14 protein-coding genes are annotated in these 15,162 nt (G+C 64.3%); 8 read left to right on the top strand and 6 right to left on the bottom strand.

The genetic code is table 11. From position 1 onward, the window contains the following. Positions 1-18: 18 nt before the first annotated feature. From GNH96_RS04410 to GNH96_RS04395, 4 genes are all read right to left on the bottom strand, one after another. Positions 19-303 carry a methanol dehydrogenase [cytochrome c] subunit gene (locus GNH96_RS04410; RefSeq protein ID WP_169602571.1) on the bottom strand — a complete coding sequence of 95 codons (285 nt, stop codon included), beginning with the start codon at positions 301-303 and terminating at the stop codon, positions 19-21. A 41-nt stretch (positions 304-344) separates the two neighbouring features. Next, on the bottom strand, positions 345-824 hold the full coding sequence (gene moxG / locus GNH96_RS04405) for a cytochrome c(L), periplasmic (protein ID WP_169602570.1): 480 nt from the start codon (positions 822-824) through the stop codon (positions 345-347). 4 nt (positions 825-828) lie between these two features. Beyond that, positions 829-1,695, bottom strand: a complete 867-nt coding sequence (gene moxJ / locus GNH96_RS04400) for a methanol oxidation system protein MoxJ (RefSeq protein WP_407658838.1) — start codon at positions 1,693-1,695, stop codon at positions 829-831. 186 nt (positions 1,696-1,881) lie between these two features. Continuing rightward, positions 1,882-3,687, bottom strand: a complete 1,806-nt coding sequence (locus GNH96_RS04395) for a methanol/ethanol family PQQ-dependent dehydrogenase (protein WP_169602569.1) — start codon at positions 3,685-3,687, stop codon at positions 1,882-1,884. Positions 3,688-4,111: 424 nt separating this feature from the next. Here GNH96_RS04395 and GNH96_RS04390 point away from each other — a divergent pair, with 424 nt between their 5' ends. From GNH96_RS04390 to GNH96_RS04375, 4 genes are read left to right on the top strand one after another with little or no spacing between them, the layout of a single operon-like run. Next, entirely contained in the window at positions 4,112-5,458 is a 1,347-nt protein-coding gene (locus GNH96_RS04390) for a sensor histidine kinase (RefSeq protein WP_228720007.1), read from the top strand. Continuing rightward, complete coding sequence (locus GNH96_RS04385; RefSeq protein WP_169602568.1) at positions 5,455-6,102, top strand: response regulator; 648 nt, start codon at positions 5,455-5,457, stop codon at positions 6,100-6,102. The genes GNH96_RS04390 and GNH96_RS04385 overlap by 4 nt, the downstream gene beginning before the upstream one ends. Positions 6,103-6,117: 15 nt before the next feature. Continuing rightward, a complete protein-coding gene (locus tag GNH96_RS04380) occupies positions 6,118-6,321 on the top strand; it encodes a DUF29 family protein (protein WP_169602567.1) in 204 nt (67 codons plus the stop codon). A gap of 13 nt (positions 6,322-6,334) precedes the next feature. Next, complete coding sequence (locus GNH96_RS04375) at positions 6,335-6,904, top strand: hypothetical protein (RefSeq protein WP_169602566.1); 570 nt, start codon at positions 6,335-6,337, stop codon at positions 6,902-6,904. Positions 6,905-6,914: 10 nt separating this feature from the next. On the opposite strand, the gene GNH96_RS04370 is transcribed toward GNH96_RS04375, so the two are convergent. Together GNH96_RS04370 and pepN are read right to left on the bottom strand one after the other, a co-directional pair. Further along, a complete protein-coding gene (locus GNH96_RS04370) occupies positions 6,915-7,943 on the bottom strand; it encodes a zinc-dependent alcohol dehydrogenase family protein (RefSeq protein ID WP_169602565.1) in 1,029 nt (342 codons plus the stop codon). Between the two features lie 192 nt (positions 7,944-8,135). Beyond that, entirely contained in the window at positions 8,136-10,787 is a 2,652-nt protein-coding gene (pepN, locus tag GNH96_RS04365; protein WP_169602564.1) for an aminopeptidase N, read from the bottom strand. A gap of 205 nt (positions 10,788-10,992) precedes the next feature. Here pepN and GNH96_RS04360 point away from each other — a divergent pair, with 205 nt between their 5' ends. From GNH96_RS04360 to GNH96_RS04345, 4 genes are all read left to right on the top strand, one after another. Then, positions 10,993-11,511, top strand: coding sequence for a hypothetical protein (locus GNH96_RS04360; RefSeq protein ID WP_169602563.1), 519 nt, complete (start codon positions 10,993-10,995; stop codon positions 11,509-11,511). A gap of 8 nt (positions 11,512-11,519) precedes the next feature. Further along, a complete protein-coding gene (locus tag GNH96_RS04355; RefSeq protein ID WP_169602562.1) occupies positions 11,520-12,251 on the top strand; it encodes a response regulator in 732 nt (243 codons plus the stop codon). Next, the gene (locus tag GNH96_RS04350; protein WP_169602561.1) at positions 12,239-13,423 is read left to right on the top strand and encodes an ATP-binding protein; all 1,185 of its coding nucleotides are present in this window, start codon (positions 12,239-12,241) and stop codon (positions 13,421-13,423) included. The genes GNH96_RS04355 and GNH96_RS04350 overlap by 13 nt, the downstream gene beginning before the upstream one ends. Before the next feature lie 94 nt (positions 13,424-13,517). Next, positions 13,518-15,158, top strand: coding sequence for an NAD(P)-binding protein (locus GNH96_RS04345; RefSeq protein WP_169602560.1), 1,641 nt, complete (start codon positions 13,518-13,520; stop codon positions 15,156-15,158). Positions 15,159-15,162 lie beyond the last annotated feature (4 nt).

Raw genomic sequence — 15,162 nt, 5'->3', positions numbered from 1 at the left:
CGACGCATACCGCTAGCGTCACTTGATGTCCTCGACCTTGTAGACGAACTTGCCGGTCTTGGCGTAGTTCTCCACGCGCTTCCGGTTGCGCGCCTCCATCGCCTTGATCGACTCCGACTGCTTGTTGAGCTCGTTCGGATCGTGCTTGGGATCGTACTTGCTGCCGGCGACCTTGTCCGGATAACCGGGCTTGGGTTCCCAGCACACGCCGGGCGCCTTGCAATTCGTGCCGTCGTAGGCTTGGGCGCCCATGGCGAACAGGGCCGCTGCAGCAGCCACCGCGAGACTCGTTTTCTGCATCATGAGGAATTCCTCCTGTTGGGGGGTTGAGATGACCGGGAACATCATTTCAGCCATTCGGCCTTGGCCGGGTCGCCTTTGTAGATACTACGGGTCCAGGCCATGATCTTGAGCATGTCGTCGTTGTTCAGATTGACGTACTGCGGCCCCATCATGCCCTGGGCGCCGCCGAACAGGATTTCGAACAAACCCGCATCGGTGGCCGCACGGGGATAGGTCCAATAGTCGTCCGCGAGACCCGGCCCGAGCTTGCCTTCGGCCTCGTGGCCGTGGCAGCCGGAGCAAGCCGAGAGGTAGAGGCTATGGCCCTGCTCGACCGCATCCTTGTTGCCGTTGTAAGGGTTCTTGCCGGTCTGCAGGAACTGCTTGACGGCCTCGGTATCGCCGCCCGCCTTGGCATAGGACAGATCCAGCGTCTCACCGGTGATGGCGTGGCGCAGGGTGATGTCCGCCTGCGCGGGCAGTGCCAGCAAGCCGGCGGCGCACAGACCGGCCGTGCCGAGTTTCACTCTTCTAAGATTCATTTCTTCAACCTTTCCTTTGATCGTTGGAAGCCGTCTTGGCCGGCTTTTCATCCAGGGGCAGCAGCGGAATGCCTTCCGCCTCGAGCACCGCGTTCACTTCCTTGCCGTGTTTGGCCAGGATCTGGTCGATCTGCTTGAGCAGAGCCTCCTCGCCCTTGCGCACGCCGATCGAGGTCGAGTAGTGATGCGGTACTTTTTCGCCGTCGGAACGCAGGTTGTCGTCGGGGATGACCGTCATGGCCAGACCCGCCTCCCTGACATAGCGGGCCGCCGCCGGCCCCCACAGCACCGCGACCTCGGCGTTGCCGTTGGCGACTTCCGTCACCAGCTTGGCCGGGTCGTAACGGACGTACTGATTGCGCCGCGACTTGAAGCCAACCAGGGAGTGCATGTAGTTGAACATGTCGTTGTAGCGCCCGATCTTGCGGATCATCGTTTCCGCCGGGGTGTCCGGCATGAACGCGATCTGCTTCACGGTCTTCAGCGCCTCGCTGTTCCAGTCCTGGATGTTCAGGCCCTTGTCCTTGCGGTAGACGAAGACATAGCCCGAACGGTAGTAAGGCGCGCTGGTCAGCATCCGCGGATCGCCGGCATCGACGCCGATGACCATGTCGCACAGCCCCTTGTCCAGAAAATCCCGGACGAAATAGCGGGCGTCCGTCCACCACACGTTCTCGACCCGACGCCCCAGTTCCTTCCCGATGAGGTCGGCCAGCTTGTTCTCGAAGCCCTGGCCGGCCTTGTCCGAATACGGCATCTCGTTTTCCGCGGAGCAGACCTTGAGCGGTTCCGCATACTTCGCTGCCTGCACGCCGCCCGAAACCGCGAGGGAAGCGATCAAGCCAGCGGCGGCAATACGGTTCATTCGCATGACTTATCCTTTATCTATGTATGGCCAAGGGTGGAAATGCCCGCGGAGCCATGGCGTCCGGCCGATCCGTCATGCCGGCAGGGAAGTCGGCATCCAGGACACAAGGATGTGATCCCGGTCGACGCCATCCTTGGCTTCCGGACTCATGCCAGAATGAGCTTCCGAGAGACGCCCCACCCGTTCGGCTCAGAGCGAGAACACGAACACCGAGCCGCCCATCTGGGTGTAATGCGCCAGTTCCTTGAACGCGCCCACCGCCCCCAGGCCCGCGGTCGGATCCTTCAGGTCGAACACCAGGCCCACGCCCGGCCAGCCGCCGACGCCGGAGTAGATGGCGACGTACTGCTTGCCGTTGTGCTGGTAAGTGATGGGATGGCCGATCACGCCGGACGGCAACTGGAACTGCCACTTCAGCTCGCCGGTGCGGGTGTCGCGGGCCTTGATGAAGCCGTCCAGGGTGCCGTAGAACACCAGGTCCCCGGCGGTCGCCAGGGTGCCGCCCCAGACCGCGAACTTCTCGGGCACTTCCCATTCGATCTTGCCGGTGACCGAGTTCATGGCCTTGACCTGGCCCAGCATGCCCTTGGGTCCCGGGTACATGTTCAAGGTCGCGCCCACGAAGAACTGGCCGGCGCGGTAAGGCAGCATGAACGGTTCCCAGTCCATGCAGATGTGGTTCACGCCCATGAAGAACAGCTTCTTGTCCGGGTCGTAGGACTCGATGCCCTGGTTGTGATAGCCCATGGCCGAAGGACAGATGCCCTTGGCATTGTGGTCCATGCGGGTGCTGTATTCCGGATCGCGGATCGGCAGGCCCGTCTTCAGGTCGACCTTCTTCACCCAGTTGACGGTGTCGTCGATCTTGAAGGCGTTGACCAACGCGCCGGTTTCCCGGTTCAGGGTGTAGACCAAGCCGTTGCGGTCCGGATGGGTCAGCAACGGCGTCATCTTGCCGTCCACTTCCTGTTCGGACAGCCCCATGTAGTTCACGCCCGCATAGTCCCATTCGTCATGCGGCGTCTTCTGGTAACCGAACTTGGCGCGGCCGGTGTCGACGTCGCGGCCCCAGATGGTCATGGTCCATTTGTTGTCGCCGGGACGCATGGTCTCGTTCCAGGGCGCCGGATTGCCGGAGCCGTAATAGATCATGTCCAGCTTGGGATCGTAGGCGTACCAGCCCCAATTGGTGCCGCCGCCGATCTTCCAGGCGTCGCCCTCCCAGGTCTGCAGACCTAGACCGAACTGGCCGTAATGGGGGTTGTGCTCGTTGAATTTGGGGTCGAGCAGCAGGTCTTCGTCGGGACCGGTGGCGTAGGCCCGCCATTCCTGCTTGCCATCCTTGATGTTGTAGGCCGTGACATAGCCGCGCACGCCCAGCTCGGCGCCGGCGGAGCCGATCAGCACCTTGTCCTTCACCACGAAGGGCGCGCCGGTCAGCGTCGAGCCCATGGCGATGTCGGAGTTTTCCATCTTCCAGATTTCTTCGCCGGTCTTGGCGTTGAGCGCGACGACGTTGCCGTCCAGCTGAGCCAGGAAGATTTTCGCCGGGCCGTGATCGCCGGCCGGCGCGTAGGCCAGACCCCGGTTGACCACATCGCAGCAGGCCACGGCGCGGGCCGCCGGATTCTGCTTGGGCTTGTACTGCCACAGGATCTTGCGGGTGTCGTTCAGATCGACCGCGTAGACGTTGTTCGGGAACGGGGTATGGATATACATGATGCCGTCCACCACCAGCGGCGCGCCTTCGTGGCCGTGCAGAGTGCCGGTGGACATCGTCCAGGCCACTTTCAGATTCTTGACGTTGTGGCTGTTGATTTCCGTCAGCCGGCTGAAATGGGTGGCGCTGTAGTCCTTGGTCTGCATGACCCAGTTCCGGTCATCCTTGGACAACCGGTCCAGCTCCGGGTTAGCGTGCGAAGATTGCGCGGCCAGCATGGCGCCCATCGCCAGCACCGACCCGCCGAAGCCGCTTGCCAGTTTGCGAATTTGCATGTGTCTCCTCCGAAAATGATTGACGCCGACCCTGCATCGGCGTTCTACGAACAGCGGCGGAGATTCTGGGACAGATCATGTCAGCGGCGTTACGGAATTACCCCTCGAAGCAGCCTTGAAAAACTCTCGAATGGCGGGTGGAAAAACTCCCGCTCCGGGAGAGCCCGCTGGAATGACGTAAAACGGGACGGATGCTTCAGGGCCGGTTCAGGTTTCCCGTCTGTCCTCCGGCGAGGCCGGTTTGCATACGTCGGTCGAGCACGCCATTGGAGGAATGAAGACCTTTCACTGCTTGATGCATCGCATGAGAAACCGACTCAGTTTATTCCTCCCGGCACGCCCCTCCGACAATCAGGAACATCTCCCTGTCAAAACAACCGCCAGTCGAGGCAAACTAAGCCGATTTTTCCCGGAGTCATCGCCTTTGAGCCTGCGGTTTCGCCTGAATCTCATGATCGGCCTGGTCATGCTGGCCATCATCGGCATGGGCACCTTATTCGTGGTCCACAATGCACGCCGTTCGGTGGCGGAGGAAGTCCGCTCCTCGGTCAACCTGGCTTTGCAGCTGATCGACGCCGGCCTGGAGCAGGCGGTCGCGGCCGGCCGATCGCCGGTGGATTGGATCGCCCAGCTCGCCCGGCTCGACCGGACCCGCCATTTGAGCCTCAGCATCCATCAAGGCGAGAGAACCATCATCGACCTCCCTTCCTCGGCGGCACCGGCGGCGGGTGAGGAAGCGCCCGGCTGGTTCGCCTGGGCGGTGGCGCCGGAACCCCTGGTGGCGGAAAAGCATTTGCACCAGATCGGCAATCCGATGATCCAGATCATCATCGACGCCAACCCGGCCGACGAGATCGCCGAAGCCTGGACCGAGGCGCGGGGATTTCTGCTGTTGATGCTGGCGCTCGCCGTGACGGTGTATGTGGTCGTCCACACCACCCTGGGACGGGCGTTCAACTCGGTGGGCGTGATCCTCGAAGGGCTGGAGAATCTGGAAAACGGCGATTACAGCCGGCGTCTGCCGGAGTTCTACCTGCCCGAGTTCGCCCGCATCTCGCGCGCCTTCAACCATACCGTCTGCGCGCTGGAAAAAACCCGCGAGGAAAACCGCGCGTTGACCCAGCGCTCCCTGGCGATCCAGGAAGAGGAGCGGCGCTACCTCGCGCAGGAGTTGCACGACGAGCTCGGCCAGTCGCTGAGCGCGATCAAGGCGATCGCCGCATCACTGCGCAAGCCGGAGCGGGACGACAAATCGACCGCCGATGCCGTCGGCACCATCCAATCGATCTGCGACCATCTGTTCGCCGTGCTGCGCACCCTGATGCAGCGGCTGCGCCCCTTGATGCTGGACGAGCTGGGACTGAAAGCCTCGCTCGAAGACATGATCGAGAACTGGCGTAGCCGCTATTCGGACATCGCCCTGGATTTCCGCTGCGACGACGGCATCGACGAGTGCGTCGGCGACTCCCGGATACATATCTTCCGGATCGTACAGGAAAGCCTGACCAACGTGGTGAGGCATTCCGGCGCGCGCCACCTGAAGATTCATTTGAGCCTGATCGAAACCGCCGACGACCGCCCCGAAGCCCTCCTGCTCAAGGTCAGCGACGACGGCGCCGGCTTCGATCCTTCTCGAGCCCCGGCCGGCTTGGGTCTACTCGGCATCCGCGAACGGGTGGAGAGCCTGGGAGGACGGTTCGGTCTGAATACCCGCCCCGGCGCAGGCGTGACCCTGCGCATCAACATTCCCTGCGGAGATAAGCTTCCATGAAATCCAAGATTACCGTGATGCTGGTGGATGACCACGCGGTGGTCCGCGCCGGCTACCGCCTGCTGCTCTCCGGCACCCAGAACATCGAGGTCGTCGGCGAGGCCGAGCGGGGCGAGGAGGCCTGCCAGCTCTATGCCGACGCCCGCCCGGACGTGATCGTCATGGACCTTTCGCTGCCCGGCATCGGCGGGCTGGCCTCGATCCGCCGTATCCGCAGCCGCGACGCCTCCGCCCGGATACTGGTGTTCAGCATCCACGACGAGCTGATTTACGTGGTGCGCGCGCTGGAAGCCGGCGCCAGGGGTTACATCACCAAGAGCTGCGCGCCGGAAATCCTGGTCGAGGCCGTGGCCCGGATCGCCTCCGGCGAATCGTTCCTGGAACCGGAGATCGCCCAGCGCCTGGCCATGCAGACCCTGGGAGGCGCCGAAGCGGCTACCGCTTTGAATACGCTGTCGGCCCGCGAGTTCGACGTCTTCCTGCTGCTGGCCAAGGGCCACACCACCCGCGAGGTCGCGGAAGAACTGCGGCTCGGCTATAAAACCGTCGCCAATTACAGTACCCTCATCAAGAGCAAGCTGGGCGTGAACACCACCGCCGAAATGGCGCGCCTCGCCTACCAGAACGGGATATTCAAGACCTGAAAGCCGAGTCCCTCGATGAGCGCAAATCTTTACGACACCGACCACGTCGCCTGGCTGCATCAGCAGGCCGAGTTGCTGAAATCAGGGCGTTTGACCGCAGTGGACACCGCACACCTGATCGAGGAATTGGAGGCGGAAGTGGGACATGATGAGAGAGAGCTGAACAAACGCCTGCTCGTCCTCTTGATACACCTGCTGAAATTGAGACTCCGGCAATGAAGAGCTGACGGCCATGCCCCAAACAACTCACTATTCAAAACCCTTCGCCGAACTCCTTGCCAACGAGCGGCTGAACAGCCTGGTACCGGGCGTCCCCAACCTCGGCATGCGACCGCGGCTGGAGGCGTTGCGGATCGAAACGGCTTTCGGGCCCGAGACGGTCCGCGACCATGACATGGCGCAGTGCTGCCTGGCGGCCATCTGGCTGTATCACGACTTTTTCGACGAAAGCCACCGCATCAGCCAGGGCATCGCCACGGCCAGCGGCAGCTACTGGCATGGCATCCTCCACCGCCGCGAGCCGGACGCCTGGAACAGCAAATATTGGTTCAAGCGGGTCGGCAGCCACCCGGTCTTTCCCGAAGTGGCCGCCGCCGCGCGGGAGCTGGCCCAGGCCGAACCGCCCTCGCGCGAGACCGAATTCCTGCTTCGGCAGAGCCGCTGGGACCCGTTCGCCTTCATCGACCTGTGTGAAACCGCCCGCCTCGGCCATACGCCCGCAGAGCCCTTGTGCCGGCGCATCCAGCTCGCGGAATGGCGAATACTGTTCGATCATTGCTACAGACAGGCCGTGAGGGCCTGAAAACGCCGGCTCAAGCCAACCGCAAAACCTTCGCCCCGCGAATCCGGCGCTGCTTGAGGTCGAGCAATGCGCGATTGGCATCCTCGAACGCGTATTCCTCCGTCTCGGGACGGATGCCCATTTCCGCCGCCAGCGCCAGAAAGCCGGCCACGTCGCTGCGCGCCACGTTGGCGACCGACTTGATTTCCCGCTCCATCCACAAATGCCGGGCATAGTCGAGACCGGCCAGGCAGTCACGGTCTCCGGGCTCCTTGCGGATCGCGTTGATGACCAGCCGGCCGCCGGGAGCGAGGTTGGCGAGCGCCGCGACCACCGGCTTCCAGACCGGCGTAGTGTCGATGATGGCCGCCAGCGGTGCGGGACAAATATCCGCAGTATCGCCGGCCCAGACCGCGCCCAGTTGCAGCGCGAAGGCACGCTCCTCGGGATGGCGGGCGAAGACGTAGACTTCCGAGTCGGGGAACCGGTGCCGCGCCATCATCAGCACCAGATGGGCGGACGCCCCGAACCCGGTCAGCCCCAGCCGCTGGCCGTTTCCGACCCCGCTGAGATTGAGCGAACGGTAGCCGATGGCGCCGGCGCACAGGAGCGGCGCGGCTTCGGCATCGGTGAATACCTCTGGAATGCGGAAGCCAAAGGCCGCGGGGACGGTCATGTACTCGGCATAGCCGCCGTCGACATCACGGCCGGTGGCGCGGAATCCGGCACAGAGGTTCTCCCGTCCCGACCGGCAGTAGTCGCATTCTCCGCAGGCGGAATAGATCCAGGCCGCGCCGACGCGGTCGCCCACGGCGAATCCGGTCACACCCGCCCCGAGAGCCGCGATACGGCCGACGGCCTGATGCCCAGGCACGACCGGCAGGCGCGGCGGCGCGGTGCGGCCTTCGATCTCGTCGATTTCGGTGTGGCACACGCCACAAACCGCCACCCGCAGCAGGATGTCGCCCGGGCCGGGCGCCGGCTCGGCAAGGTCGGCGAGCCGCAGCGGGGTTCGCGACGGAACCAGCGGCCCCGTTTGGTCGATCAACCAGGCTTTCATGACAGTCCCCTATGTTGCCAAGCCGTACGGCAGCCTTGACGGCAACAATCATCGTAACCACGATAATTCGCCATGTCGATCGAGTTCGATCCCGAAATTCGCAGATGCCGCTGAAATATCTGCCGGACGACGCGCCGGAACTGACGGACGAGTTGTTCGAACGAACCGACGCATTTGTCGGCGGAAAACCGCCTACGCCAGACTCTTCACCGCCACCTCGTACACATCCTTCGACACGCCTTCCAAACCGGCGATGCGCTGCAACTGCCGGCACATGGCATCCTGCCGCCCCTTGTCGTAGCGGCGCCACTGGGTCAGCGAGCCGAGCATGCGGGCGGCGACCTGGGGATTGATGGCGTTGAGGGCGACGATCTGGTTCCCCAAGAATTCGTAGCCGCTGCCGTCGGCCGCATGGAAATTGACCGGGTTGGCCTGCGAAAACGCGCCGATCAGCGAACGCACGCGGTTGGGGGTGCGCAGGTCGAAATCGGGATGCGCCGTCAGGGCCTTGACGCTCTCCAGGGTGCCCGGTAGAGGGCAGCTCGCTTGCAGACTGAACCACTTGTCGATGACCAGAGCCTCCTCCCGCCATTGGGCGTAGAACGACTCGAGACAGACGGTTTTCTCCGGATTGGCGCTGTTGACGATCGCCGCCAGGGCCGCGATCTGGTCGGTCATGGTGCGGGCTTCGCGGAACTGGCGGACACAGAGTTCGTAAGACTCGGACGTCTCCAACTCCGCGATGAATCCCAGACAGGTATTCTTGATCCTGCGCCGGTTTCTCGCGGCCGGGTCGAGGCCGCCCGTTTCACCCGCCTGGTGCTCACGGTAGAGCCTCAGGAAATCGCCGGCCAGGACGGTGGCCAGCACACGCCGGATGATCTGGCGCGCCCGGTGGATGGCTTCCGGATCGGCCACGCTCATCAGCGCGGCGACGTAGTCTTCCGAAGGCAGGCTCAGCAGCAGCGCCTGATAGGACGGGTCCGCCGCCGGTTGCGCCAGCAGCCTGCGGAAGGCGTCGACCAGATTCGAGTCGACGGTTTCCGGATTTTCGCCCGCCCGGATACGCTCGATGAGGCCGAGCATCACCTGGGTCGCCAAGGTCTGGCCGGCGTCCCAGCGGCTGAAGGCATCGGTGTCGTGGGCAAACAGGAACGCCAGTTCCTCGGCGCTGCGTTCCATTTTCAATCTGACCGGCGCGGAAAAGCCGCGCAGGGCGGAAACCACGGGCCGCTCGGGGACATCCACGAATTCGAACACCTGTTCGGCCTCCCGGACGTGCAGCACGCGGGTTCCCGGCTTGGCCTCGGCTTCGCCCGCCAGCCGCAGCGGCAATTCGCTCCCGTCCGGCGCCAGAAGGCCGAGGGCCAGCGGGACATGCAGGGGCTGCTTGACCGGCTGGCCCGGCGTCGGCGGGCAGGACTGGCGCACGAAGAGGCGCAGAGTCCGGGCCCCGGCGTCGTATTCGGGGTCGAGCCGCAGCTCGGGCGTGCCGGCCTGGGCATACCACAAGCGGAACTGGCTCAAGTCGATGCCGTTGGCGTCCTCCATGCAGCGCACGAAATCGTCGCAGGTCACGGCTTGACCGTCGTGGCGCTCGAAATAGAGGTCCATGCCCTTGCGAAAGCCCTCGGGGCCGACCATGGTCTGCATCATCCGCACCACTTCCCCGCCCTTCTCGTAGACGGTGAGGGTATAGAAATTGTTGATCTCGATGTAGGAATCCGGCCGCACCGGATGCGCCAGCGGACCTGCGTCCTCGGCGAACTGGCGGGTCCGCAGCAGGTTCACGTCCTCGATGCGCTTGACCGCCCGCGAGCTGCGGGAGGCCGAGAACTCCTGGTCGCGGAACACGGTCAGTCCTTCCTTGAGGCTGAGCTGGAACCAGTCGCGGCAGGTGATGCGGTTGCCGGTCCAGTTGTGGAAATATTCGTGGCCGATGACGCCCTCGATGTGCTCGTAATCGGCGTCGGTCGCGGTATCCGGCCGCGCCAGCACGAACTTGGTGTTGAAGATGTTGAGCCCCTTGTTCTCCATCGCCCCCATGTTGAAGTGGCTGACCGCCACGATCATGTACAGGTCGAGGTCGTACTCGCGGCCGAAGCGCTCCTCGTCCCAGCGCATCGCGTGCTTGAGCGACTGCATGGCGTGATCGCACTTGTCCCGATCGTGCGGCTCCACGTAGATCTGCAGCGCGATCTCGCGGCCCGAGGCGGTGACGAAACGGTCTTCCAGGCAGGCGAGCCGCCCGGCCACCAGGGCGAAGAGGTAGCAGGGCTTCTTGAACGGGTCCTCCCAGCGGACCCAATGCCGGCCGTTCTTGAGTTCGCCGCTGGCGATCCGATTGCCGTTCGACAGCAGCACCGGATAGCGGCTCTGGTCCGCCACGATGGTCGTGGTGAACAGCGACATGACGTCGGGCCGGTCGATGTAATAGGTGATGCGGCGGAAGCCGTGCGGTTCGCACTGGGTACAGAACATCCCATCGGACAGGTACAGTCCTTCCAGTGCAGTGTTGGCTTCCGGGTTGATCCGGTTGGTGATCTCGAGTTCGAACGGACGCTCCGGCACCGCATGGATCACCAGCCCCGATTCGCTGACGCCGTACTCGCTCTCGGCCAGCACCCGTCCGTTGAGCTTGGCGGACTCGAACGCCAGTTGCTCGCCGTCGAGCACGAGCGTGGGGTTCCATTCCGCCACCGCGGGATTGTGGCGCAGCTTCAGCCGTGACGTGACGCGGGTGGCTTCGGCGTCCAATTCGAAAAACAGGTCGATGGCATCGACCAGAAACTCGGGCGGCTGATAGTCCTTGAGATAGACGGTCTTGGGGGTGGCTTCAAGCATGCGTTGCGAATCTTTGAGTTCCGGCCAAAACGAAGACGGGGATGATACGGCGTAATTCGACCCGGTCCAAACCCGAAGCTCGCTTCAATCCTGATACATTCCGGAAATTCTGCCGACACCCGCCGGGGGGACCCTGCCGTCGCCAGGTCAAGACAGGCCCGGCAGTATTCTATCCATGACCTTCGCGTCAATGAGGAGACTCCCCATGAAGCGTTTTCGTTCCCCCTTGCGGAAATTTATCGCCGTATTGGCGTTCGTAAGCCTCGCCTCGCTGATATCGACGGCGGGCGCGTTCCCCCCGCCGCCCAGACCCGATCCCGAGGACTGGCTGGCCGGGATGCTGTGGCGCATCCATGGCGAACTGAACCTGAACAGCGAGCAGGACAGCCTGTGGAAACTCGCCGAAGACGACACTCGGCAGATGCTGAAATCGCACCGCGAGCGCTTCGAAACCGCCCGAAGCGACATCGAGTCGACGCTGAGCGACGCCAATGGCAATTTGCACACCCTGTTCGACAAGCTGGACGCCGACAAAAGCAACAGCGAAGCCAGAATGAAGCAAAACCGCAAACTGTGGCTGAGCTTCTACGACAGCCTGGACGCCGCCCAGAAAAAGACCGTCAATGCCCAACTGCTGGCCGAACTCGATAAAATGGGCCCGGTCGATGGCAAGTGCCGCTACACTCCCGGAAAAGCCGAAGGCGCCCCCCTCCCCTTGAAGTAAAGACCCTTATGCAGGCACCGACCACACGTATTCTGATCGTGGACGACGACGTCGAGATAAGAAATCTGCTCGGCGGATACCTTTCCCGCTTCGGCATGGAAGCCGTCGGTGCCCACGATGGCGCGGAGATGAAAAAGGCGCTGGCGGAAACCTCGTTCGACCTGGTGGTGCTGGACCTGATGCTGCCGGGCGAGGACGGCCTGAGCCTGTGCCGGTCGCTCCGCACGGAGAGCGACATCCCCGTCATCATGCTCACGGCCCGCGGCGATCCCATGGACCGGGTGGTCGGCCTGGAACTGGGCGCCGACGATTACGTGGCCAAGCCGTTCGAGCCGCGGGAGCTGGTGGCGCGCATCCAGACCATCCTCCGACGCGCCCGCCACGAGCGCGAAACCGAAAGCCCCGAAGCGTCCGACATCGCCGTCGAATTCGAGGGATGGCGGCTGCACCGGGTGCTGCGGCAACTGACCTCACCGGACGGCATGGTCGTCCCCCTTTCCAACGCCGAATTCCGGCTGTTGAGCGTGTTCATCGAACGCCCCAACCGCATCCTGACCCGCGACCAGTTGCTCGATTATGCCCGCGGCCGGGCCATGGAAGTCTTCGACCGCAGCATCGACCTGCTGGTATCCCGGCTGCGCCAGAAACTGCAGGACGACCCCAGGAATCCCAAGCTCATCAAGACCATCCGCGGCGAAGGTTATTTCTTCAGCGCCCAGGTGAGCAAATGCGGCGCCTGATCCCGGACACGCTGTTCACCCGCCTGTTCCTGCTGCTGTTGGTGACCTTGACCGCCAGCCATTTCCTCGGCATGGCGGTGGTGTTCAACCTGGAGCTCTCCGAGCCTCCCCCGCCGGCACCGGCGCAGCCGGCTCCCCAGCCTCACCTCCCGCCGCTGCCGGAGTGGCTGTCGCGGCCGCCTCCGCCGGTCGACTTCCCGCCGCCGAAGGACAACTTCGGCTGGCGCGTCCCCGGCTTGGACCCGACACCTGCTCCCCCGCCGCGGCCCACGATGGAGCCGGCCCCAGGCGATGTCATGGGCACCGGCCTGTCCCTCCCTTACCGCCCTCACGGCGGCTGGATCAGCGCGGCGATGCGGCTGATCGCCCTGGGGCTGACGGCATGGATCGGCGCCCGTTGGCTGTCTCGCCCGATCATCCGCATCGCCCAGGCCGCCGAACATTTCGGCGACAGCCTCAGCACTCAGCCCCTGGAAGAAAGCGGCCCCGCCGAAGCCCGGAAGGCGGCCCGCGCGCTGAACCGCATGCAGGCGCAATTGCTCGAACAGATCCGGCAGCGCAGCCAGTTCCTGGCGGCGGTATCCCACGATCTGCGCACGCCGATCACCCGTCTCAATCTCCGCGTCGAAGGCGTGGAACCTCCCGAGCTGCGCGAGAAGCTGCATGAGGATCTGCGGGACATGTCGCTCATGCTGGCCTCGACCCTGGATTATCTGCGCGGCCACGTCGAACCCGAGCCGCTGCAGCCGCTGGACGTCGAAGCCCTGGTGAATTCGCTCGCGGAGGATGCCCAGGATCAAGGCCACGCGGTGAGCGTCAGCGGCGAAGCCAAACCGATCATGGCGCGCCCCATCGCGCTGCGGCGCTGCCTGGACAACCTGATCAGCAATGCCTTGCGCTATGGCCAGGGTGCCGAGATGACCCTGAAAGACGCACCGGGCAATCTGGTGATCGAGGTGAGAGACCACGGCCCGGGCATTCCGGACGACCAGCTCGAAGCCGTCTTCGCGCCCTTCGTCCGGCTCGAATCCTCCCGCAATCGGTCCTCCGGCGGCACCGGCCTGGGTCTTTCCATTGCCCGGGATGTGGCCATCAGCCACGGCGGCCGCCTGACGCTGCGCAACGGCTCCGAAGGCGGACTCATCGCCCGCCTCAACCTGCCGCGGAAATGATCACGCGGCGCACTCCTTGACACTTTCCCACTAAACTTGAATCGAAGAGGATAATTTCTTACTGTTCGGCAGGCCCGACCCGATGGAGAACGCCATGAGCGGCCCCAAGTTCAGCGACATCACGCATCCCGCCGATCTGGGCGGCCACGGCAAAGGCACCGGCCCGGTCCGCCGGCAGCGGCCGATCTACGTCGACCTGCTCCCTCCCTGCAACCATGCCTGCCCGGCCGGCGAGAACATCCAGGCCTGGCTGGCGGAAGCCCAAGCCGGGCGCTACCGGCATGCCTGGCAGATCCTGATGCGGGACAACCCGATGCCGGCGGTGCATGGCCGGGTCTGCTACCACCCCTGCGAATCCCATTGCAACCGCAACGAAGTGGACGAATCCGTGAGCATCCACGCGGTCGAACGTTTCCTGGGCGACCTCGCCCTGCGGGATGGCTGGGAAGCGGAGATCGAGGCGCCGCCCAGCGGCCGGCGGGTGCTGGTGATCGGCGCCGGCCCCAGCGGGCTGTCCGCCGCCTATCATCTCGCCCGCCTGGGCCATGAGGTCGAGATCCACGAGGCAGGCCCCAAGGCGGGCGGCATGATGCATTTCGGCATCCCCGCCTACCGCCTGCCGCGCCACGAGCTGGAACAGGAAATCCAGCGCATCGAACGCATGGGGGTCAAGATCGGGCTCAACCGCCGGGTCGACGACGTGCTCGAAGAAAAGACGGCGGGCCGCTTCGACGCCGTCTTCCTCGCCATCGGCGCGCACCTGAGCAAGCGGGTCGAGATCCCTTCCCGCGACGCCGGCAAGATTCTCGATGCCGTCAGTTTCCTGCGCCAGGCCGCCAGCGGCGATCCACCGAAGCTGGGGCGCCGGGTCGCGATCTATGGCGGCGGCAACACGGCCATGGACGCCGCCCGCACCGCCAAGCGCCTGGGCGCGGAAGAGGCCCTGATCATCTACCGCCGCGACCGCGAGCACATGCCGGCCCATCCGTTCGAAGCCGACGAGGCGCTGGAGGAAGGCGTCAAGATCAACTGGCTGCGAAGCATCAAGCAGATCGACGAGACCCACATCCAGGTCGAAGTCATGCGTATCGACGAGCAAGGCTATCCGCAGCCGACCGGGAAATTCGAGACCCTGGAAGCCGACGCCCTGATCCTCGCCCTGGGGCAGGACACCGACACCGCCTTCCTGCACAAGATTCCCGGCATGCGCTTCAAGGACGACGGCACGGTGCTGGTGGACGCCAACATGATGACCGGCAAGCCGGGCATCTTCGCCGGCGGCGACATGGTGCCCAGCGAGCGCACCGTCGCCGTGGCGGTCGGCCACGGCAAGAAAGCGGCTCGCCACATCGACGCCTATCTGCGAGGATCGGCGTATGTTCCGCCGCCCAAACATCCCATCGTCGGCTTCGACAAGCTGCACGTCTGGTATCTGACCGAGGCCGACCAGCGCAAGCAACCCCAGCTCGATCCGGCCCTTCGGGCCTACGGCTTCGACGAGGTCGTGCAGGGGCTGAGCGAATCCGAGGCGCTGTTCGAAGCCCGGCGCTGCTTCTCCTGCGGCAACTGTTTCGAATGCGACGGCTGCTACGGCGCCTGCCCCGAACAGGCCATCGTCAAGCTGGGGCCGGGCAAGCGCTACCGCTACGACTACGACCGCTGCACCGGCTGCGCCGTCTGCTACGAGCAATGCCCCTGCCACGCCATAGAAATGATCAGCGAACCGGGAGCCTGAGACC

Origin of the sequence: Methylococcus geothermalis, assembly GCF_012769535.1 — a bacterium.
GTDB lineage: Bacteria > Pseudomonadota > Gammaproteobacteria > Methylococcales > Methylococcaceae > Methylococcus > Methylococcus geothermalis.
The sequence above is the reverse complement of the archived record's forward strand: the minus strand, read 5'-3'. Positions and strand labels throughout refer to the sequence as shown.